The organism is Mesorhizobium sp. WSM4830 (assembly GCF_055811495.1).
On sequence record NZ_JBVVQI010000004.1, the window covers coordinates 236,373 to 257,577 of the forward strand.

Below are 21,205 nucleotides of genomic sequence, written 5' to 3' on the forward strand. Positions count from 1 at the left end.
CCGGTGCCGTTCAGCTTCCGCCTGCGGCGTCGGCCAGCGTCACGCTGTCGGTTCGCTTCATCGGCATGATACCGCGCGCCAGCGCCAGCAGGTATTTGTTGTATTCGGTGAACAGCACGCGCAGCGCTTCGGGCTTGGTCAGCCAGCCGCCATTCTCGAGGTTGGTGTTGACCACCGGATAGGGCTCGAGCCTGGCGCCGTGCAGCAGCCGGCCCATTTCCAGCAGGCTGCGCGGCATGTGATAATTGTTGGTGACGAGAATGACGGTGCCGTAGGCATGGTCCTCGACCCATTTGGCGCTTTCCTCGGCATTGCCGATCGTGTCGAGCGCGGCGCGATCGATGTCGACGCAGCAGGAAAACAGCCTCTTGTCGCCGCCGGTCGCGGCCTGAAGCTGGCGCCGGCTGGCGGAAGGATGGACGCCGCTGATCAGCAGCCGCTCGCCCTTGCCTGATGCAAGCAGGCCCATTGCGGCGTCGAGGCGCGACTGGCCGCCGGTCAGCACGATGATAGCGTCGGCCCTTGCCGGATTGGCGGGCGTAGTCAGACGGCTGACGGTATTGGCGAACCAGCCGAAGCCGGCGACAAACAGCGCCATAGAGGCGAGCAGAAGGAGAGCCGAGATGCGCAACGAGCGGGCTGCCAGCAGCCGCCCGTGTTTGGCGAACTGATCCGGCTTGGCAAATTCATCAGGCTCGGCGAATACAGGCGGACGCGCAACCAGCACTGGCATGCACCCACCGGTATCGGTCGAGTCCCGAACGTCCATCATGAAATGGTTAATCCCGAAATACAGCCTTTGGTAGGAAAAAAATGCAATTTTCGTGACGATGCGTTTTCATCCGTGATCGATCTTTCCTTTAGCCGGCGTCCGGCTGGCGAATGTCGATGTCGCTGAGATAGGTAACCACGGTGAAATGGGAGGTTGCCGCCGTCAGCGCGCCGATCACCAGCACCATGACAGCGACCCCGAGATAACCCGCCGAGCCGATGGCGAAATTGCCGAACAGGGCGGTCGCCTGGTCGGCCTGCGGCGTTGCCATGTTGCGTGACGACCACCAGGAGAAGACGATGAAGACGAGGATCGCCGCGGCGCCGCCTGCCGCGGCGCCCTTCATGCCGGTGACCAGAAAATGCCGGCGGAATTCGCGCGCGATGAAGCGCGCCTCGGCGCCGACAAAATGCAGCACCTCGATGATGTGACCATTGCCGGCCATGGCGCCGCGCGTTGCGAACACCACGGTCAGCACCGTCGCAGACAGCATCAGCGCCAGCACTGCGATACCGATTGTTACCGTGGTGCGGGCCATGGCAACCAGCCGGTCGACCCAGGTGCGATGATCATCGAGCGAGGCACTCGGCAGCTTCGGCGTGATCGCCGCGCGCAGTGCGGCGAAATCGGGCGGGTTGTTCTCATCGATGGTGATGATGATCAGGCGCGGCACCGGCAGCTCATCGATGTTCAGGCCCGAGCCCAGCCAAGGCTCGAGCAGCCGGACCGTTGCTTCGCGATCGACGATCCTGGCGCTTTTCACGCCAGGGAATTCGCCGGCGATCTGCGAGGCCAACGCAAGTGCGGCCTCCATGTCGAGGCCGTCGACCGGCTTGATCTGGATGGTCGCTTCGCGCGAGATCTGGTTCTCCCAGACGGAGGCGGTGTCACGCACCAGCGTGACTGCGCCAAACGTCAGGCAGGACAGAAACGTCATGATGGCGATGACCAGCACCAGCGCCCGGCCGGCGATGTTCTGCGCCGGCACGATCGGCGCCATTTTGCGCTGGACGCGGGGCTTTGCCGCCGCGGCGTCCTGACCCTCGAAATGTTCGACGGAGAGCTCAGTCATAGATGTCCAGCCTTCCGCCGGCCAGGATCATTCGCCGTGCGTCGACCTGTTCCATCAGGCCGAGGTCGTGTGTGGCGATCACCACGGCGGTGCCTAGCCGGTTGAGCTCGATGAACAACCGCAGCAAGCGTCGCGCCAGCGGCGGGTCGACATTGCCGGTCGGCTCGTCGGCGAGCAGGATCTCGGGCTGCTCGATCAACGCCCGGGCGATGGCGGCGCGCTGCTTCTCGCCGCCAGACAGCACCGGCGGCAGCACATGCATGCGCTCGCCGAGGCCAACCCATTTCAGCAGCTCGGTGACGTCGGTGCGGTAGGTCGCCTCCTCGCGGCCGCGCACGCGCAGCGGCAAGGCCACGTTCTCGTAGGTGGTCATATGGTCGAGCAGGCGAAAATCCTGGAATACCACGCCGATGCGTCGTCTCAGATGCGGCAATTCGGTTCGCGAGATGCGCGAGCGGTCCTTGCCGAAAATGGTGATCAGGCCGCGCGTCGGCTTCAGCGACATGAACAAAAGCCGCAGCAACGTCGTCTTGCCAGCGCCTGAAGGTCCGCTCAGGAACTGAAAGGAGCGCTCCGGAATGTGCAAGGAGATGTCGCGGAGAATCTCCGGACCCATGCCATAGCGGAGGCCAACATTTTCGAAGCGGATCACTTTCGACGACCTGAAATTCTCGGCGGCAAGATGCCAGCCCTTTCTGTGGAAAGACCATCGGCCGGCATGGTTAACCGACGGTTAATTTGGGGGCTCTTCGAGCGAGTCACAGGGGTTCCGGTGGGGAAGCGTTAACCATTTCCGTTTACCCAAAAGAAACGAACAGCGAACAGGTGCGGTAGTGTTGGGCCATGATGGCTGAGGATCGAACCGCGCGCCCGGTTTCCGGCGAAATCATGACCGATCCGGCCGCCGAGCCGGAACGCATCGTGCGCGACGTGACCGCCGACGTCATCGATGCCGATTATGAGGTGCTGCCCCGCCATTTTATACATCCAGACTTTGCGCCGCCGCCTGCGCGCATGATTTCCACGCCTTCGATCGAAGGCATGGACATGTTGCGCAAGCCCGAAACCGCCGTCGACCGGCCGTTGTGGGTGCATGGTGGGCCGATCTTCTGGATTGTCGGCGTCGGTGCCGCCTTTGCCGCCTTCTGGATATCGGGCGGCCATGCGCTGGTTCGTTAGAGCGGCGCCAGAAAATCAACGGTCACCAGATAAGCGATTCGCGACGCGCTGGGATATCCGACCGTTCGCGGGCGCCCTGCGAAAGATTGGCCTTGCCAGATGGAACGACAGGCCTAGAAACGGGTTGAAGACCGTTTCGGTCGGCTTCGCCTGCAAAGGCGATCATTTCTGGAAAGGCAGCCAATGCCAGTTGTGCGCGGCAAGGACATCGAAGTCCTGTTTTCGGCGTCCGCCATCGCGCGGCGGAACCTGGAACTTGCCAAGGAGATCGCCGGGCACGACTATCACGACCTTCTGGTAATCTCGGTGCTGAAGGGATCGTTCATCTTCGCCGCCGATCTTATCCGTGCCATGCACGATGTCGGCCTGTCGCCGGAGGTCGAGTTCATCTTCATCTCCAGCTATGGCGCCGGCACGACCAGCGGTGAGGTGAGAGTGCTGCGCGACATCGACAACGAGGTCGCCGGTCGCGACGTGCTTCTCATCGACGACATTCTGGAATCCGGCAAGACGCTGAGTTTCACCCGCGACCTCATGCTGTCGCGCGGCGCGCGGAGCTGTGCCATCGCCGTGCTGCTCGACAAGCGCATGCGCCGCCAGACCACGCTCAACGCCGACTATGTCGGCTTCGACTGCCCCGATTATTTCGTCGTCGGCTATGGCATGGACGTCGCCCACGCGTTTCGCGAATTGCCCTTCGTCGGCATCGTCAAGGGCGACGCCTAGTTGGGTTGTCGCCGCTCGCGGTTCAGGAAACATCAACTTTTCCCCGCCAAATATCCTGCCCATGGCAAAGCTCCTGATCGTCGAGGACGATGAATCCGTCCGCACTCTCGCCGCCCGTGCGCTCGAACGCGCCGGGCATAACGTCACTGTTGCTGCCGACGGCGCGCACGGTCTTTCTCTGATCCGTGCGGCGCAAGGGAGCTACGACGTTGTGCTGTCCGATATCCGCATGCCGGAAATGGACGGCATCGAGATGGCCAAGGCGGCAGCGGCGCTGTTCCCGGTGATGAAGATCATGCTGATGACCGGCTATGCCGACCAGCGCGAGCGCGCAGAGGAATTGGACGGCATTATTCTCGACGTCGTGCAAAAGCCGTTCACGCTGGCTGAAATCCGCGCCCGCGTCGAACAGGCGCTCGCCTGCTTCGCCTAAATTAAAGCCCAAGGCCGGCCGCCTTCAGGCAGGGTCGCAGGTCGCCGCAATGGCTGGCGCGCCGCTCCGGCGCCGGCTGGCATTGAGGGCAAACAGGCCGGCGCCGATGATGAGGGCTGCGCCGGTCGCCGTCGCCGGCCGCGGCACTTCGGCAAAGAACAGAAAACCCCATAGCGGGGACCAGATGATACCGGTGTATTCGAAGGTGGCGACGCTGTTGGCGGGCGCCAGCCGATAGGCCTGCGACAACAGGATCATTCCGGCCGAGGCAACGAAGCCGCATGCCCCCATCTTGAGGAGATCCAGCGTCGTCGGCCAGACCCATGGCCGGACGAGGAATTCGAGGCTCGGATGCACAGCATGGTCAATGCCTGCCAGCCAAAACAATGCCGCCACCAAGGCGGCGCCGACCAGATAGGCGCCGTTCTGATAGAACGCCATGACAGTCGAGGATTCGGTGTCGCCGATCTTGCGTGCCATCAGCTGCGAGAAACCGTAGAGCAGAGCCGAGCCTAGCGACAGCAGCGCTGCCCAGTCGAACAAGCCGGCGCCCGGGCGCACCATCACCAGCACGCCGAGCATGCCGACCAGGACGGTGGCGAGCGCCTGCCAGGACACGCGTTCGCCGAGATAGGGGCCGGCCAACGCCATGATGAACAGCGGCGCCATGAAATAGAGCGCCACCGCGTCAGCCAGCGGCAGGGCGGCGATTGCCAGATAGTAGGCCGTATAGGAGGTGAACTGGATGAAGGCGCGCATCGTCAGCATGCCGAACCGCTTCGACAGGATCGCCTGCAATCCGACATCGGCGTGGACAAGGAAAACCAGGATCGGCAGGGCGACGATCGAGCGGATCGCCATCACCTCGGTGACCGGATAGTGGCTCGACACCGCCTTGACCAGCGGGTCCTGCAGCGAAAAGACCAGCACGCCGAGACAGAGGCTGAGGATGCCGAGCACAAGCCGATTCTGCATAGGCGCTCCTGTCTCCCGCGTGCGCGGCCGAAAGCAGGCCTGCATCCGGGTAAAAAGAACCCGCCACCGTTTCGGGCAGCGGGTACGAGTGAGGACTTTTGATTGGTCCGCAGCCGATTTCGCGGCCGCATATCCAATGGGTAAGGCGACTATCGTCCGCCGTTTGACATGTTGCAAACGAATTGGAATGATGCCAGCAATCAGATTTCGTTATGGTGGGCACATGCGACCCAATCTCGACAGCGACCTGTTGCGCACCTTCGTGGCGGTCGCCGACACCGGCAATTTCACCAAGGCGGCGGAGCGGGCCGGCCGCACCCAGTCGGCGGTCTCGATGCAGATGAAGAAGCTCGAAGGCATGGTCGGCGACAGTCTGTTCGAGCGCGGCTCGCGCGGTGTGGCGCTGACGCGGCGCGGCGGCGAGCTCGTCGCCAACGCCAGGCGCATCGTTTCACTGCTCGACGAGACGGCGGCATCGATGGTCGCGGCGCCGCTTGGCGGGCCGGTGCGCATCGGTATCCCGGAGGAATATGGCCACGCGATCCTGTCGCGCGCGCTCGGCGCCTTTGCCAAGCGCCATCCTCAGGTCGACATCACCGTTCGCTACGCGCATTCCGGTGCGCAGATCGCGGCGCTCGCCGCCGGCGATCTCGATTTGGCGGTGGTGTTCGAATGGCAGGATCTGTCGGGCGGTGAAGTGCTGATGCGTGACCCGACCGTATGGGTGACGTCGGAGCTGCATCACATGCATGAGGAGCGGCCGGTGCCGATCGCGCTCTACAACCGTGCCGGCTGGTGCAAGGATTTCGCGATAAAGTCGCTGGAACAGCGCGATCTCGCCTATCGTGTCGCCTACACCAGCGATACCAATGGCGGCCTGCGGCTCGCCGTCACCTCCGGGCTGGCGATTGCGCCGATCTCGCGCAGCAACATCCCGGCCGGCTGCCGCGAGCTTACGGCCGCCGACGGGTTCGGTGACATCGATTCCTCGAACGTAGTGCTGCGGCGCAATCCGAATGCTTCCGGCGAGGCCATTGACGGCATGGAAGAGGCGATCCGCGAAGCGTTCACCAACCGTTAAAACGTGCCGCTCAGTCCGGCGGTGGCGGCCACCCCGGACCGCGCGCAGCGATCTTCCGAATAGGCAGCCTTACTTCAGCTCCAGCAACCGCTCCAGATAGCTGCGCTCGATATCGGGGCTGAGCGCATTGCCGAGCCGCTTGCGGATCGCTTCGAGGATCTGGCGGGCACGCTGCACGTCGATCTCGTCAGGCACTCTCACCGAACTTCCGTCATCGGGACCCTCGCTGGTGCGGGGCCGCCCGAGCGGGTCACGGTCGGCATTCTGCTGGCGCCCGCCTTGCCCGTTGCCACCCTGGTCGCCTTGCATCGCCTGCAATTGTTTCATCATGTCCTTGGCGCCCCTGCGCAAGGCTTCCAATGCGCGGCCCTGGTGACCGACCGCCTGGTCGCCTTCGCCCTCGCCGAGCGCCTGTTCGGCATTGCCCATGGATTTACCGGCCTCGCCAAACCCTTCATTGGGGTCGAGGCCCATGCCTTCGAGGCTCTTCCTCAATTGATCGAGCTCGCTCTGCAGCTTGCCCTGGCCTTCCTGCAATTGCTTCAGCGCATCAGCAAATTCCTGCGGCGTCATCGGCTTCGGCCGGCCGAGCGGATCGCGGTCGTCACCCGGGCCGGGTTTGCCCTCTTCGCCCATCGGGCCTGGCTCACCGTTCTCGCCGAGCTGCTCGTCGCGGTTCTGCCCGCGCTGTTGCTGGCCGCGCTGCATCTGGTCCATACGGAAAGTGTCGTTCATCATCTCCTGCTGGCGCCGCATGATCTCGCCCAGCTTGTCCATTTGCTGGCGCATCTCGCTGTCTTGCTGGCCGCCTTGCTGCTGACGGCCTGCCTGCAGATTGTTCATCATGTCCTGCAACTCGGACAGCAATTGCTGCGCCTGGTCGCGATTGCCGGATTTCGCCAGGTTCTCGATCTGGTCCATCATGCGGTCGATGTCGCTCTGGCGCAGTTCCTGGCCGTTCTGCTGCATCTGTGGCGCATTCGGATTCTGCTGCGCCCGCGCCGCGAATTCCTGCAGGAACTGGTTCATCGCCTCGCGCAGTTCCTTCATCGCCTTCTCGATCTCTTGGTCGCTGGCGCCGTTCTTGATCGCGTCCTGCAGCGCCTGCTGCGCCTGGCGCAGCCGCTTCTCGGCCGCCGAAAGATTGCCTTCCTCGATGCCAAGCGCGATCTCCCAGAGGTAAGCGACCTCGTCGCGCAGCTGGTCGTCGCTGTCTGCCATCTTCAATCGGGTGCGGGCGCTCATGATGGCCAGGTAGTGCGCCATGTTGTCGAACGTGTCTTCGGGCCTGAGCGTGATCGCATCCATCAGGTCGAGCACGCGGTCCTTGGCATAAGCGTCGAGCGCCAGCAGGCGGCGCTGCTCGACCACAGCCCGCGCCAACGGGTTGGAGAATGGCCGCTCCGGCATCACCAGCGTCTTGGTTTCGCTGGTCGCCGTGTGTCCGGCACCGTCGGTGGCGACAAGCGACAGCTTGACATTGCCACCGGCCCAGACATGGTCGGTCAGGTCCTTCGTCGTCTTGGCAGCATTGGCCTTGCCGCCGCGGCGCGGCAATGTCAGCGGCATTTCCGGCGGGCCATAGAGCGGATGCACGTTGGGCACTTGCGGATCGGCCAGTGCGAAAACTGCCTTTGCGGAGGCCGCGCCATAGTCGTCGTCGATCTGGTAGTTGAGTTCGAAGGCGCCGTTGACGGCGCGTTTCGGCTCGCCGACAAAGCGGATCTGCGGCGGCTTGTCGGGAATTATGGCGAAGGCCCAGCGGCCGAGCTCGCCGTCGCCGGACTGCAGCGTCAGCGTGCCGTCGGCCGTCAACTTGCCGCTGAACTGGCGCACGGTGGAAGGCGTTGCCGGACTTGCATCAGTCTTGGCGGCTTGCGGCCCGGTCGGATCGATGGCGCGGGTGTTGCCGCCGGTGTCGGCGTAGCTCAGCGTTTCCTCGCCCGAACCGCCGGTGACGCGCAGCGACACATCGCTGCCTTCCGGAACGGTGAAGGTCGGCGCCGCTTGATTGGCGTTGTCGGCAAGGACCGGGGCGTTGAGGAATACCGGCGGCCTGCCGGTATAGGCCGGCGGCGTCACCCAGGCATCAATGCGCGGCGGCACGACGTCGCGGGCGGCACGGGCAACAAAACCGTCGCTCAGCCTGCCGCCCGATGGTCCGAAGGAGAAGGCAAAGGCAGTGACCAACAAAAGCGCCGCGACGGCGCGCAGCGCCCACGGGTCGCGTTCCGGCACGCGTGTGCGCGGCACGTCGCCGCCAAGCTCGCCCAGCCGGTCCGCCATGCGCCGCTGATGCTCGCGCCACAGGGCCTGCGAAAAAATGCTTTCCTTGCCGCTCGGGCGATCGGTCTGGACCTGCACCGGGCTGTGCAGCAATCGGTTGGCCGCCTCGATGCGGCGGTCGACCTCGGCACTGGATGGCGTGCGGAAGAAACGCAGCGGGTAGAGTGCGGCAAGCGCTGCGATGCCGAATGCCGCGATAAGACCGATCCGAGCCAGATCGGGCAAAAATGGGAACAGGCCGAGCCACGAAATGCTGAGGAACAGGCTGGCGACGATGATCAGTGGCAGCAGCAATGGCCAGCCGCGTTCGACGATTATCGAGACCTGCGTCCCCAGCCGGCTCAAGGCAAGGCGCCTGGCCAGACTGCGATTGCTGGTGAAGATGGGTCGTTGTGTCATCGGCCCTTCCTGGCCGGGCGGAATAGCCCGGGCCTCACGAGTCTATCGCACGGGCCCGAAAAGTCGATTTTCGGGAAGCACGATGCGAAGACCTAAAATCTAAGCGCGTACTTCGTGCGTCCAAGCGGATGCACATCGCCCTAAGGATACCAACAAACACGGCGAAGGCGAGGCGGTTCCCCAAAACGTGAACAATAATGCCCCGGATATTGTCAGAATTTCGCCGGATTGGCGTTTGCGCCGCAGACCAGTACGGCAACGCGCTCGCCTGCAGCCGGTGCGTAGCGGCCGGACAGTAGCGCCGCGAAGGCGGCCGCACCACCCGGCTCGGAGATGATTCGCACTCGGTCCCAGAGCGCGGCCTGGGCGGCGATAATGTCGTCGTCGCCGACCAGGATCGAGCGCTCGACGAATGCCTCGGCGATAGGAAACATCATTTCGCCGACACGCTTCGGCGCGAGCGAATCGGCGGCGATGCCCTCCGCCGGCGCGTCGACGGGCCGGCCCGCCTCGAAGGCGCGATGAAGCGTCGGCGCACCCTCCGGCTCGACAGCGATGATCCTGATGCGGCCGGCAAACCAGGCGGCGATGCCGCCGATCAGGCCGCCGCCGCCGACGGCGACCAGCAGGGTGTCGAGCTCCGGCAGGTCGGCCTCGATTTCGAGGCCGAGCGTGCCTTGCCCGATCAGCGTCTCCTCCTGGTTGAAGGCGTGGATTTGCAGCGCGCCGGATTTTTCGGCGAAGCTCTCGCTGGCGGCCAGCGCCTCGGCATAACGGGCGCCGCCGACGATCAGCTCGGCGCCGTAGCCGCGGATGCGGTCCAGCTTGGCCTGCGGGCTCACTTCGGGAACAAAGATGGTCGCCTTGTGGCCGAGCCGCATGGCGGCATAGGCGACGGCGGCACCGTGATTGCCGCCCGACGCGGCGACGACGCCGGCCGCAGGAACCGGCCGTTCGAGGAGATTGGTGAACGCACCACGCGCCTTGAACGAGCCGGAATGCTGCAAGCACTCAAGCTTCAGGTCGACAGGTAGAGGCGGGCGGCCGAAATCGGCCATGTCGACGCGCAGCACCGGCGTGTGGCGCACGTAGGACCGGATGCGCGGCTCCATTGCAGCGATGCGCTCGCGTGTGATCGTGTGGCCGTGCAGCATGCTTTCACTCCCCAGAGCTGACATTCAGAGTTGACATTACTTAGTAACTTGGCAAAGTACCTAAATGCAAGAGGTCGACGTCTTCAAAGCGATTGCCAACGAGCGCAGGCTGCAGATCCTCGATTGGCTCAAGGACCCGCGCGCGCATTTTCCGCCGCAGACGGACGGCGATCTGGTCGAGGACGGCGTCTGCGCGCTGCTGATCGCGGAAAAGCTGGGGATCACCCAGGCAACGCTCAGCGAGCATATGCGCGTGCTCACCCAGGCAGGGCTTTTGCGCAGCAAGCGCATCAAGCAGTGGATATTCTATCGCCGGAACGAGGACAGAATCGCCGAGACCAGGGCGCTCATTCAGCACCGGCTGTAGCTGCAGAGTTCTACTTCAACCAGTCCGGCACCGAATCCAGTCCGATCAGCTCGTCATAGGTCTGGCGCGGGCGCACAACGTGGAAGCGGTCGCCGTCGACCAGCACTTCCGGTACCAGCAGCCTGGTATTGTAGGTGCCGGCCTGGACGGCGCCATAGGCGCCGGCGGTGGAGACAGCGATCAGGTCGCCGGATTTCAGCCGGGGCAGGTCACGGTCGAGCCCGAGATAGTCGCCGGTCTCGCAGACCGGGCCAACGACGTCGACCTTCATGCGTGGTGCTGCGGCCGGCTGCTGCGCCACCGGCCTGATGTCGTGGAAAGCGTCGTAAAGCGTCGGCCGGATCAGGTCGTTCATCGCGGCGTCGACGACGAGGAAGCTCTTGGCGTCGCCCTCCTTCACGAAGATCACCTCCGAGACCAGGATGCCGGCATTGCCGACGATCAGCCGGCCTGGCTCGAACATCACTTTCAGCCCAAGTTTGGCAACATGCTTCCTGACGATCTGGGCATAGGCATCGGGCAAAGGCGGCGGGTTGTTGTCGACGCGGTAGGGAATACCAAGGCCGCCGCCGACATCGATGTGCTCGATGGCATGACCGTCGGAGCGCAAGGCGCCGACCAGTTCCACCAGCAGCGCGAAGGCGTCGTCGAAGGGCTGCAATTCGGTGATCTGGCTGCCGATATGGGTATCTATGCCGGTGATCTTGATGCCCGGCAACTCAGCCGCGCGGGCATAAACCTTCCGCGCCTGCTGCCAGGGAATGCCGAACTTGTTCTCGGCCTTCCCAGTCGAAATCTTCTTGTGCGTCCTGGCGTCGACATCCGGATTGATGCGCAGCGAGATCGGCGCGATCTTGCCCAGCGCGGTGGCGCGGGCCGACAGCAGCTCCAGCTCCGGTTCGGATTCGACGTTGAAACAGAGAATACCGGCCGAGAGCGCAAAATCCATTTCACGCGCGGTCTTGCCGACGCCCGAAAACAGGATCTTGCTTGCCGGGATGCCGGCCGCCAAAGCACGGCGCAATTCGCCCTCCGAGACCACGTCGGCGCCGGCGCCGAGCCTTGCCAACACCCTCAGAACGGCCTGGTTTGAATTCGCTTTCATGGCATAGCAGACGAGAGCGTCGAGCCCGGCAAAGGCCTCTGTGAAGACGCGAAAATGCCTGGTCAGCGTCGCCGTCGAATAACAATAGAACGGCGTGCCGACGCTGGCGGCGATGTCTGATATCGCCACGTCCTCGGCATGCAGCGCGCCGTCGCGGTAGTCGAAATGGTTCACGAGATTTGGTCCGAAAAATCAGAGCAGCGGGTCGAGGATGAATTTCTTGTCCTCGACAGGTTTTTCCGGCTCCGGCGGCAAAGGTTGCTTGGCCTTCTCGGCGTCCTTGCGGGCCTGCACGGCTGCCGCGTAGGGCGTATCGAGCGCAGCCTTCCTGCCGCAAGCCGCAACGGTGGCCATTGCTGCCAGCAGCGTCAGCGTCACCAAAATCCTGCTTCCGGTCATCGTGCCATCCGTCCGAAACTGTTGCCCGCAGCCGCTTCTAGCCGAGTTTTGCGGCCATTGCACCCCGCGTCTTACGCCTTGGCGAGCCGCTTTTTCCAGTAGCGGATCTGCTTGCGCACCTCGGACGGCGCGGTGCCGCCGAAGCTCGTGCGGCTCATTACAGAATTCTGCACGGCGAGAACCGAAAATACGTCGGCGCTGATACCGGGGTGAATGGACTGCAGGTCCTCCAGCGAAAGCCTGTCGAGCCCGATCTTCCTGTCCTCGGCCAGCGCCACCGCCCGGCCAGTGATATGGTGCGCCTCGCGGAACGGCAGGCCGAGCGTGCGCACCAGCCAGTCGGCGAGGTCGGTCGCAGTCGAATAGCCGGCGCCGGCCGCCTTCTTCATCGCCGCGGTGTTCACTGTCATGTCGCGCACCATGCCGGTCATCGCCGCCAGCATCAGGTCGAGCGTCTCTGCCGCGTCGAAGACGGATTCCTTGTCTTCCTGCATGTCCTTGCCATAGGTCAGCGGCATGCCCTTCATCACCGTCAGCAGACCGACCAGATGGCCGGTGACGCGGCCGGTCTTGCCGCGCACCAGTTCGGCAGCGTCGGGGTTCTTCTTCTGCGGCATGATCGACGAACCCGTCGAGAAACTATCCGACAGCCTGACGAAGCCGAATTGCGGCGTCGACCAGATGATGATCTCTTCGGCCAGCCGCGACAGATGCGTCGCGGAGATCGCCGCCAAGCCGAGGAACTCGAGCGCGAAATCGCGGTCCGAAACGCTGTCGAGCGAATTGCGCATCGGCTCGCGGAAGCCAAGCGCCTTCGCCGTCTGGTGCCGGTCGATGGGAAAGCTGGTGCCGGCGAGGGCGGCAGCGCCGAGCGGGCTTTCATCCATCCGCTCGATCGCGTCGCGAACACGTGACAGGTCGCGCGCAAACATCTCGACATAGGCCATGCAGTGGTGGCCGAAGGTCACCGGCTGCGCTGCCTGCATGTGGGTGAAGCCCGGCATGACCGTTGCCGCATGCTCCTCGGCCCGTTCCAGGAACGCCGTGATCAGGCCCTTCAGCGCCTCGGCGACGCGAAAGCACTCGTCCTTGACCCACAGCCTGAGGTCGACCGCCACCTGGTCGTTGCGCGAGCGGGCGGTATGCAGGCGGCCGGCGGCGGGGCCGATCAAATCGGCCAGACGGGCCTCGACATTCATGTGGATGTCTTCCAGCCTAGTCGAGAACTCGAATGTGCCGGCCTCGATCTCTGCCAGGATCGTGTTCAGCCCGTGAGTGATTTTTTCTTGATCGGCCGCCGAAATAATGCCCGTTTGCGCCAGCATCTGGCTATGGGCGATCGAGCCGCGAATATCCTGCGCATAGAGTTTGCGGTCGAACGAGATCGACGCGTTGATCGCTTCCATGATTGCGGCCGGACCCGAGGCAAAACGTCCGCCCCACATCTGGTTGCTGGCCTTCTTGTCGTTCATCGCTATAACCCGTGCTCCGGAGCAGTTTTTGAAAAATGGCAGACGGTAATAGATTTTTCCCGGCTTTGCGTCTCATCCTCGCCGCTTTGGTTGCGGGCGTGCTGGCCGGCGCGGTCGCGGTATATGTCAGGGAAAGCGGTTCTGGCAACAAGGCGCCCGCGCAAGTGGCCGCCGGCGGCGGCAAGGACGACGTCGACTGCGCCGCCAAGACCGACCGTGCCAAGAAGATCGCCGCCGCTGCTACCGGCCAGGTTGCCGCGCTTTTGCCGGCGGATCCGCCGCAATCGCTGAAAAGCCTTGCCTTCAACGGCCCTGACGGCAAGCCGACGACGATCGCCGATCATGCCGGCAAGACGGTGCTGCTCAATCTGTGGGCGACATGGTGCGCACCTTGCCGCGCCGAAATGCCGGCGCTCGATGCGCTGCAGAAGGAGATGGGCAGCGATGCGTTTCAGGTTGTTGCCGTCAACGTCGATGCCGGCGACGATGCCAAACCGAAGAAGTTCCTGGAAGATACCGGCGTCAAGTCGCTCGGCTATTATCGCGATGCCACCATGGCGCTGTTCAACGACGTCAAGACGCGCGGCCTGGCGCTGGGTCTGCCGGTCACCATGCTGATCGATGGGCAAGGCTGCCTGATCGCCCATATGAACGGCCCGGCCGAATGGTCGGGGCCGGATGCCAAGCGTCTGGTCGAGGCGGCGCTTCAGCCGGGATAGGCTCAGACCGTGCGCAGGCGCGGCTTGAGCACGGCAATGCTTGCGCCGCGTCGGCTGGCGGTGCGGATTGCCGGAGCGGCCACGCCCGTCAGTTCGCCGAATGTCTCGATCGGAGCCGGTTTGCCGAGGTAATAGCCTTGCCCGATCTCGCAAGCCTCGGCGTCAAGGAACTGCAATTCACCCGGCGTCTCGATGCCCTCCGCAAGGACCGGTAGGCCGAGACCGCGTCCAAGCCCCAGCACGGCGCGAACGATCGCCGCGAACTGGCCGTTCTTGTCGACCGACTTGATGAACGACCCGTCGATCTTAATCTTGTCGAAGGGAAAGGCGCTAAGGTTGGACAGCGAAGAATAGCCGGTGCCAAAATCGTCCATCGCCACATGCACGCCAAGCGCCTTGACCTGCCTCAAGGTTGCGAGCGCGCGCGGCATGTCCTTCACCAGGGCCGTTTCGGTGATCTCCAGTTCGAGCCTGCCGGGGGCCAGGCCGGATCTCGACAATGCGTCGTGCACCTTGCGGCTGAAGTTCGGATTGTGAAGTTGCACGGCGGAGACGTTGACGGCGACCATCAGCGGGTTTGTCCAGCGAGCGGCATCGTTACAGGCTGTCGTCAGCACCCAGTCGCCGATCTGCGCGATCGCGCCACTGTCCTCTGCCACGGGGATGAAAACAGCCGGAGAAATGTCACCCCGCTCCGGATGCTGCCAACGGACCAGGGCTTCGAAGCCGATCATCCTGCCGCCGCGGATCTCCTTCTGTGGCTGGTAGACGAGGTGGAACTCCTTGCGGGCGATCGCCTGGCGCAATTCATGCTCCATCACGCGTTTGTCGCGGGCCGCCGTGCCCATGGCTATCTCGAAAAACCGATAGGTGTCACGGCCCTCCGTCTTGGCGCGATGGAGTGCCGTATCGGCATGGCTGATCAGGCCGGCCTGGTCTTCCGCATCCAGCGGAAAGAATGCGATGCCGATGCTGGCCGAGACAAGGCCGGAGCCGACCGAAACCCTGTTTTCCTCCCGAATCGCCGCCAGCAAATCCTCGGCTATCCGGCCTGCGGCCAGGGGGTCGGGGAGGTTCGGAGCTATGATGGCAAATTCGTCGCCGCCGAGACGCGCGAGCAACTGCCCTTGGCGCGGGATGCCGGCAATGCAGTGCGCCAACTTCTGCAGCATGGCGTCTCCGGCGGCGTGGCCGTAGAGGTCGTTGACCTGCTTGAACCGGTCAAGATCAAGCAGCAGGAGCGCCAGATATCCATCCTTGCCGCCACGATCCATCGAGGCGAATTCTGCTTCCAGCCGGGAAGAAAAGCTCCGCCGGTTGGCAAGCCCGGTAAGTGGATCGAAATGCGCGAGGCGGAGGATCTCTTCTTCCGCCTTCTTGCGCTCACGGATGTCGCGAACGGCAAGCACCGTATGCGACCTGCCGCAGTAGGTGATCTTCCTGGTGATCAGCTCGACAGGAATTCTCGCGCCGTCGCTGCCCCTTAATTTCGCTTCCTGCGCCTGTTCGCCGAAGCCGGACATATCGGCTGCGCCCTGTCCGTCGAAAAGCTCGCCGAGTTGCATCGTGTTGAGGGTGGCTGTCGCTGTTCCGGTCAGCTTCGCCATACTGTCATTGGCGCTGACGATCCGGGTGCCATCGCAAACGATCAGACCTTCCACCGCGGCATTGGCGAGATCGTGCATGCGATCGGCCTCGAGCTTCTGGCGGCGAAAGCGCAGGTCGATCCACAGCGCGGCACCCGACAGCACAAGGATTACCAGGCTGGCGACCGCCGCTGCAAAGGCCTGGGAAATGGGCTCGATGGAATGTTGGGATATTTCAATCGAGGAATCCGGAATGATCGACACCGCGGCCATCGCGATGAAATGCAGGCTGCAAATCGCCAGCGTCAAAAGCGCGGCGCCGCCGAGAGTGGCGAGCGCTGACGGGCGGCGCAAGACGACAAGGAGGGCCAGTGCCGCGAGGATCACGCCGGCCAGAAGCGATATCGCGACAAGGAGCAGGTTCCATACGACCCGGCCTTCGACCTCGAAAGCGGCCATGCCGATGTAGTGCATCGTCGCGATGGCGCCGCCCAGGATGGCGCCACCGACGAGGAAATGGTCGATGCCGCGGCGCAAAGTGGCGACCCACATCCCAAGCGCGGTCAGGACGACGGCGGCGGCAAGCGAAAAGGCGGATAATCCCGGATTGTATGCGTTCGGTATTCCCGGCGTAAACGCGGTCATGGCGATGAAATGCGTCGCCCATATGCCGAACCCGGTCGAGGCCGCGGCAATCATCAGCCAGGCAAGCCGGTTTCGCTCGGTCGATCGGCCGACATGCTTAAGGAGATTAACCGCTGAGAAGCAAGAAATTCCACAGACGAGTGCGGCAAGCGCAACCAGTCTCGGATCGTGCTGACTTACAATACAATTATAGACCGTCAGCATCCTGGTTCACTCGGTCTGCCAAAACTAACAGGGGAGGTGTGACTGATTAGCTCTTGGAGATTTTAACGAATGGTTAACCCGCGGGCCATGAGGCGGGTCTTTTCGGGGGAAAACCGACGCTGCTGCGCCGAAAAGGCGGTGATGTAGTTTCTGACGCCGCGTTTCGGGGACTGCAGTTTAGTAGGAAATGATGTTCATTGATCCGCAACAAAACCGTTGTCCGATTGTCATCAGCGCCACATATTGGCTTTGCGGAAGTGCCCCTTTCGCCAATGACAAACGGGAGATGAAACATGAAGTTCCTCGGCTTCGCGGCCGGTATCGCCGCCACCTTGACCCTGCTTTCCACCACCTCCGCCTTCGCCGTCACGCAGATCAGCTGGTGGCACGCCATGACCGGCGCCAACGCCGAGGTCGTCGACAAGATCTTCAAGGATTTCAATGCCAGCCAGAGCGACTATGAGCTCGTTCCGGTGTTCAAGGGCACCTATCCGGAGACGCTGAATGCGGGCATCGCTGCCTTCCGCGCCGGCCAAGCGCCCGATATCCTCCAGGTGTTCGATGTCGGCACCGGCGTGATGATGGCGGCCGAGGGTGCGATCAAGCCGGTGGCCGATGTGATGACCGGTGCCGGGATGACCTTCGACAAGAGCCAGTATCTGCCCGGCATCGTCGGCTATTATTCGAAGCCGGACGGCACCATGCTGTCGTTCCCCTACAACTCCTCCTCGCCGATCCTTTACTACAACAAGGACATCTTCCAGAAGGCTGGCCTCGACGTGAACAATCCGCCCAAGACCTGGAACGAGGTTTGGGAGGCTGCCAAGAAGATCAAGACGAGCGGCGCCGCCTCTTGCGGCTATACCTCGACCTGGCTGACCTGGATCCACCTGGAGAATTTCGCGGCGTGGAATGACGTGCCTTGGGCCAGCCAACAGAATGGCCTGGCCGGCGGTGACGTCGAACTCAAGATCAATGCGCCGATTTTCGTCAACCACTTCCAGGCGCTCGCTGACCTGGCCAAGGACGGCACATTCAAATATGGCGGACGCACCTCCGAAGCCAAGCAGATATTCCTCGCCGGCGAATGCGGCATCTTCACCGAGTCGTCGGGCGGCCTCGGCGATATCGTCAAGTCCGGCATGAACTATGGCATCGGCCAGCTTCCTTACGACAGTGACGCCAAGGGTGCCCCGCAGAACACGACGCCGGGCGGTGCCAGCCTCTGGGTGTTCGGCAACAAGTCGGACGAGGAATACAAGGGCGTCGCCGCCTTCTTTGCCTATCTGTCCAAGACCGAGGTGCAGGAATATCTGCACCAGAAATCGGGATACCTGCCGGTGACGCTCGCCGCATACGAGGCGACCAAGAAATCAGGCTTCTATGACAAGAACCCCGGCCGCGAGACACCCATCCTGCAGATGATCGGCAAGTCGCCGACCGACAATTCGAAGGGCGTGCGCCTGCCGAATCTGCCGCAGGTGCGCGATATCCAGAACGAGGAGCTGGAGAAGATGCTGGCCGGCCAGCAAACCGCCCAGCAGGCGCTCGACAATGCGGTCGCGCGCGGCAACGCCGCGATCAAGGAAGCCCTGGACAACTAACGAGATCATCGCGGTTAAAGCGCGTCGCGTTTGAACGGCTACATGCTACGCGCTTTAAGCTCTTGTTCTTATGAATGTCGTTATCCCAAAACCGCTGCGCACTTTTGGGCGACATGCATTAGTCGGTTGGAATATCGCCCACGCGAGCGCGCGTGGGCGATGCCTGGATAGCGAGGGAAATCAGCCTGTCTGCACGCATTGTCTTTCCCAACAAGATACTGCCCTACCTGCTGGTGGCACCACAACTCGCCATCACCCTGGTTTTCTTCTACTGGCCGGCCGGTCAGGCGCTTTACCAGTCGATGCTCAGACAAGACCCGTTCGGGCTGAAGAGCAGGTTCGTCTGGTTTGCCAATTTCCGGAAGGTGCTGGCCGATCCGGCCTACCTCAACTCGATCAAGGTCACAGTGGTGTTCTCGCTTGCAACCGCGATCGTTGCCATGGTTGTGGCCCTGCTGCTCGCGGTCATGGCCGAGAAGGCCGTGCGCGGCAAAGGCCTCTACCGCACACTGTTGATATGGCCTTATGCCGTGGCGCCGGCGATTGCCGGCATGCTTTGGCTTTTCCTGTTCAATCCTTCGATCGGCTCGTTGGCCTATTTGCTGAGGAGCCTCGGCATCGCATGGGACCCGCTGCTCAACGGCACCCACGCCATGATCCTGCTGGTGTCGGCTGCTGCCTGGAAGCAGATCAGCTACAACTTCCTGTTCTTCGTCGCCGGCCTGCAGGCGGTGCCGAAAACGCTGATCGAAGCGGCGGCCATGGACGGCGCCGGCGAAACCAAGCGCTTCTGGACCATCGTCTTCCCGCTGCTTGCGCCGACAACCTTTTTCCTGCTGGTCGTCAACACCGTCTATGCCCTGTTCGACACGTTCGGCATCGTTCATGCCGTCACCGGCGGCGGGCCGGGCAAGACGACCGAGACGCTGGTCTACAAGGTCTACAATGACGGCTTCGTCAATCTGATCCTGGGCGACTCGGCGGCGCAGTCGGTCATCCTGATGGCCATCGTCATCGCGCTCACAGCGATCCAGTTCCGCTATGTGGAACGCAAAGTCCACTACGGCTGAGGGCAGCGATGATCGGCCAGTCCCCGCTCCGCACCTTCATCGCCCATGCCGTGCTCATCCTCGGCATATTGATCGTGGCTTTTCCGATCTACTACACCTTCGTGGCATCGACACACACGCTGCAAACGATCCTCAGGCCGCCGCTGCCGCTCTTGCCCGGCGGCCAGCTATTGAACAATTACAGCGAGGCGTTGTTCGGCGGCATTGGTCGTATCGGCGGGGTCAGCGTCGGCAGGCTGCTCCTCAACACCACGATCATGGCGCTCGGCGTCGCGGTGGGAAAGATCTTCATCTCGATCCTGTCGGCCTACGCGATCGTGTTCTTCCGCTTTCCGCTGCGCATGACCTTCTTCTGGCTGATCTTCATCACTTTGATGCTTCCAGTCGAGGTGCGCATCCTGCCGACCTACAAGGTGATGGTCGACCTCGGCATGATCGACACCTATGCCGGCCTGATCATCCCGCTGATCGCCTCGGCCACCGCAACGCTGCTGTTTCGCCAGTTCTTCATGACCATACCGGGCGAGTTGGTCGAGGCGGCGCGTGTCGACGGTGCCGGGCCATGGCGCTTCTTCTTTGATATCCTCCTGCCGCTGTCGCGGACTAACATCGCGGCGCTGTTCGTGATCCTCTTCATCTATGGCTGGACGCAGTACCTTTGGCCGCTTCTCGTCACCAACAGCAACGACATGAACACCATCGTCATCGCGCTGAGAAAGATGGTTTCCTTCGCCGATGCCGACACCCAATGGCACCTGGTCATGGTTACCGCGATGCTTGCCATCGTACCGCCGATCCTGGTTGTCGTGCTGATGCAACGCTGGTTCGTGCGCGGCCTGGTCGAATCCGAAAAGTGAGAAGCCGATGGCGACCGTGGATCTGAAGGATGTCAAGAAGATCTATCCCAGCGGCGTCGAGGCCGTGAAGGGCGTTTCCATCGCCATTCCCGACAAGGAGCTTTGCGTGCTGGTCGGCCCCTCCGGCTGCGGCAAGTCCACGCTGCTGAGGATGATCGCCGGGCTGGAGACGATTTCTGCCGGTACAGTCGCAATCGACGGCAAGGTGGTCAACGCCATTGGCCCGACCGAGCGCGACATCGCCATGGTGTTCCAGAACTATGCGCTCTACCCGCATATGAAGGTCTATGACAACATGGCCTATGGCCTGCGCAACCGCGGCACGCCGAAGGACGAGATCGACAGCAGGGTACGCTCGACTGCCAAGGTGCTGGAGCTTTCCGCGCTGCTCGATCGGCGCCCGCGCGAGCTTTCCGGCGGTCAGCGCCAGCGCGTCGCCATGGGTCGCGCCATCGTGCGCAACCCGAAGGTCTTCCTGTTCGACGAACCACTGTCCAACCTCGATGCGAAATTGCGCGGGCAGATGCGCATCGAGATCAAGAATCTGCAGCGCTCGCTTGGCGTAACCTCGGTTTATGTCACGCACGACCAGCTTGAGGCGATGACGCTGGCCGACATCCTCGTCGTCATGAACGCCGGACTGGTCGAGCAGACCGGCGCGCCGCTTGATGTGTACGAGAAGCCGGCCTCGACCTTCGTCGCTTCGTTCATAGGCGCACCGCCGATGAATCTGCTGGCGCTCACAGGGGCCTTCCCAAGCTTGGTATTGGCGGACGGTACTGTGATTGGCTTGGCGCCTCGACAGGGCAAGGCGGTGACACTCGGCTTTCGTCCGGAGGACGCCGACATCACCTTCGCGGCAGAGGCGCCGGCCGGCGCGCTCGCGCTGCCGGCGACAGTGGAAGCGGTCGAACCGGTCGGTGCCGAAAGCTTTCTCCATTGCGTGGCAGCCGGCAGCCGCATCGTGGTGCGCGTCTCGGGCCGCGCCAGCGCCAAGCCAGGCGACCAATTGCGCGTCGTGGCCAGGTCCGAAAAGCTGCATTGGTTCGATCTGGCGGGTAAACGGGTCGATTGAGACTGGTCTTTCATCCTGCCGAGTG

Annotated in this window: 20 protein-coding genes; 10 read left to right on the top strand and 10 right to left on the bottom strand. The window is 63.0% G+C overall.

Features of this window, described 5'->3' with window-relative positions; translation table 11 throughout:
- Window positions 1-10 precede the first annotated feature (10 nt).
- From AC0L2Y_RS08115 to ftsE, 3 genes are all read right to left on the bottom strand, one after another.
- Complete coding sequence (locus AC0L2Y_RS08115) at window positions 11-598, bottom strand: YdcF family protein (protein ID WP_473555344.1); 588 nt, start codon at window positions 596-598, stop codon at window positions 11-13.
- Window positions 599-860: 262 nt separating this feature from the next.
- Complete coding sequence (locus AC0L2Y_RS08120; protein ID WP_473555172.1) at window positions 861-1,844, bottom strand: cell division protein FtsX; 984 nt, start codon at window positions 1,842-1,844, stop codon at window positions 861-863.
- The gene (ftsE, locus tag AC0L2Y_RS08125) at window positions 1,837-2,496 is read right to left on the bottom strand and encodes a cell division ATP-binding protein FtsE (RefSeq protein ID WP_023677923.1); all 660 of its coding nucleotides are present in this window, start codon (window positions 2,494-2,496) and stop codon (window positions 1,837-1,839) included. Before ftsE ends, AC0L2Y_RS08120 begins: the two co-directional genes overlap by 8 nt.
- A 236-nt stretch (window positions 2,497-2,732) precedes the next feature.
- Between ftsE and AC0L2Y_RS08130 the strand changes: the two genes are divergently transcribed.
- The 3 genes from AC0L2Y_RS08130 (at window position 2,733) to AC0L2Y_RS08140 (ending at window position 4,182) form a co-directional block, all read left to right on the top strand.
- Window positions 2,733-3,023: a hypothetical protein gene (locus AC0L2Y_RS08130; RefSeq protein ID WP_352489419.1), complete on the top strand. Its 291-nt coding sequence runs from the start codon at window positions 2,733-2,735 to the stop codon at window positions 3,021-3,023.
- 183 nt (window positions 3,024-3,206) lie between these two features.
- Window positions 3,207-3,749: a hypoxanthine phosphoribosyltransferase gene (gene hpt, locus AC0L2Y_RS08135; protein WP_254816654.1), complete on the top strand. Its 543-nt coding sequence runs from the start codon at window positions 3,207-3,209 to the stop codon at window positions 3,747-3,749.
- Between the two features lie 61 nt (window positions 3,750-3,810).
- On the top strand, window positions 3,811-4,182 hold the full coding sequence (locus AC0L2Y_RS08140; protein WP_473555174.1) for a response regulator: 372 nt from the start codon (window positions 3,811-3,813) through the stop codon (window positions 4,180-4,182).
- Between the two features lie 24 nt (window positions 4,183-4,206).
- On the opposite strand, the gene AC0L2Y_RS08145 is transcribed toward AC0L2Y_RS08140, so the two are convergent.
- On the bottom strand, window positions 4,207-5,157 hold the full coding sequence (locus AC0L2Y_RS08145; protein ID WP_473555176.1) for a DMT family transporter: 951 nt from the start codon (window positions 5,155-5,157) through the stop codon (window positions 4,207-4,209).
- Window positions 5,158-5,380: 223 nt separating this feature from the next.
- Between AC0L2Y_RS08145 and AC0L2Y_RS08150 the strand changes: the two genes are divergently transcribed.
- A complete protein-coding gene (locus AC0L2Y_RS08150) occupies window positions 5,381-6,238 on the top strand; it encodes a LysR family transcriptional regulator (RefSeq protein ID WP_473555178.1) in 858 nt (285 codons plus the stop codon).
- Window positions 6,239-6,307: 69 nt separating this feature from the next.
- Here the strand turns inward: AC0L2Y_RS08150 and AC0L2Y_RS08155 are convergent, their stop codons facing one another.
- Both AC0L2Y_RS08155 and AC0L2Y_RS08160 read right to left on the bottom strand, forming a co-directional pair.
- On the bottom strand, window positions 6,308-8,923 hold the full coding sequence (locus AC0L2Y_RS08155; protein ID WP_473555180.1) for a TIGR02302 family protein: 2,616 nt from the start codon (window positions 8,921-8,923) through the stop codon (window positions 6,308-6,310).
- 212 nt (window positions 8,924-9,135) lie between these two features.
- Entirely contained in the window at window positions 9,136-10,077 is a 942-nt protein-coding gene (locus tag AC0L2Y_RS08160) for a threonine/serine dehydratase (protein ID WP_473555183.1), read from the bottom strand.
- 64 nt (window positions 10,078-10,141) lie between these two features.
- Here AC0L2Y_RS08160 and AC0L2Y_RS08165 point away from each other — a divergent pair, with 64 nt between their 5' ends.
- Window positions 10,142-10,444 (top strand): ArsR/SmtB family transcription factor, encoded by a 303-nt coding sequence (locus tag AC0L2Y_RS08165; RefSeq protein ID WP_023677929.1) that lies wholly within the window; start codon window positions 10,142-10,144, stop codon window positions 10,442-10,444.
- Between the two features lie 10 nt (window positions 10,445-10,454).
- Here AC0L2Y_RS08165 and lysA read toward each other — a convergent pair whose 3' ends face one another.
- The 3 genes from lysA to argH all read right to left on the bottom strand — a co-directional run bounded on the left by lysA (window position 10,455) and on the right by argH (window position 13,420).
- Complete coding sequence (lysA, locus tag AC0L2Y_RS08170) at window positions 10,455-11,723, bottom strand: diaminopimelate decarboxylase (protein ID WP_473555187.1); 1,269 nt, start codon at window positions 11,721-11,723, stop codon at window positions 10,455-10,457.
- Between the two features lie 18 nt (window positions 11,724-11,741).
- A complete protein-coding gene (locus AC0L2Y_RS08175) occupies window positions 11,742-11,948 on the bottom strand; it encodes a hypothetical protein (protein WP_023677931.1) in 207 nt (68 codons plus the stop codon).
- Window positions 11,949-12,019: 71 nt separating this feature from the next.
- On the bottom strand, window positions 12,020-13,420 hold the full coding sequence (gene argH / locus AC0L2Y_RS08180) for an argininosuccinate lyase (protein ID WP_473555190.1): 1,401 nt from the start codon (window positions 13,418-13,420) through the stop codon (window positions 12,020-12,022).
- A gap of 35 nt (window positions 13,421-13,455) precedes the next feature.
- Here argH and tlpA point away from each other — a divergent pair, with 35 nt between their 5' ends.
- Window positions 13,456-14,139 (top strand): thiol:disulfide interchange protein TlpA, encoded by a 684-nt coding sequence (gene tlpA, locus AC0L2Y_RS08185; protein WP_473555192.1) that lies wholly within the window; start codon window positions 13,456-13,458, stop codon window positions 14,137-14,139.
- A 2-nt stretch (window positions 14,140-14,141) separates the two neighbouring features.
- Here the strand turns inward: tlpA and AC0L2Y_RS08190 are convergent, their stop codons facing one another.
- Window positions 14,142-16,574, bottom strand: coding sequence for a putative bifunctional diguanylate cyclase/phosphodiesterase (locus AC0L2Y_RS08190; RefSeq protein ID WP_473555195.1), 2,433 nt, complete (start codon window positions 16,572-16,574; stop codon window positions 14,142-14,144).
- A 293-nt stretch (window positions 16,575-16,867) separates the two neighbouring features.
- On the opposite strand from AC0L2Y_RS08190, the gene ugpB reads away from it, so the two are divergent.
- The 4 genes from ugpB to ugpC all read left to right on the top strand — a co-directional run bounded on the left by ugpB (window position 16,868) and on the right by ugpC (window position 21,180).
- Window positions 16,868-18,178: a sn-glycerol-3-phosphate ABC transporter substrate-binding protein UgpB gene (gene ugpB / locus AC0L2Y_RS08195; protein ID WP_473555197.1), complete on the top strand. Its 1,311-nt coding sequence runs from the start codon at window positions 16,868-16,870 to the stop codon at window positions 18,176-18,178.
- A gap of 185 nt (window positions 18,179-18,363) precedes the next feature.
- Window positions 18,364-19,248: a sn-glycerol-3-phosphate ABC transporter permease UgpA gene (gene ugpA / locus AC0L2Y_RS08200; protein ID WP_292656843.1), complete on the top strand. Its 885-nt coding sequence runs from the start codon at window positions 18,364-18,366 to the stop codon at window positions 19,246-19,248.
- Window positions 19,249-19,256: 8 nt separating this feature from the next.
- Window positions 19,257-20,105 (top strand): sn-glycerol-3-phosphate ABC transporter permease UgpE, encoded by an 849-nt coding sequence (gene ugpE / locus AC0L2Y_RS08205; protein WP_473555199.1) that lies wholly within the window; start codon window positions 19,257-19,259, stop codon window positions 20,103-20,105.
- 7 nt (window positions 20,106-20,112) lie between these two features.
- Window positions 20,113-21,180: a sn-glycerol-3-phosphate ABC transporter ATP-binding protein UgpC gene (ugpC, locus tag AC0L2Y_RS08210; RefSeq protein ID WP_473555201.1), complete on the top strand. Its 1,068-nt coding sequence runs from the start codon at window positions 20,113-20,115 to the stop codon at window positions 21,178-21,180.
- Window positions 21,181-21,205 lie beyond the last annotated feature (25 nt).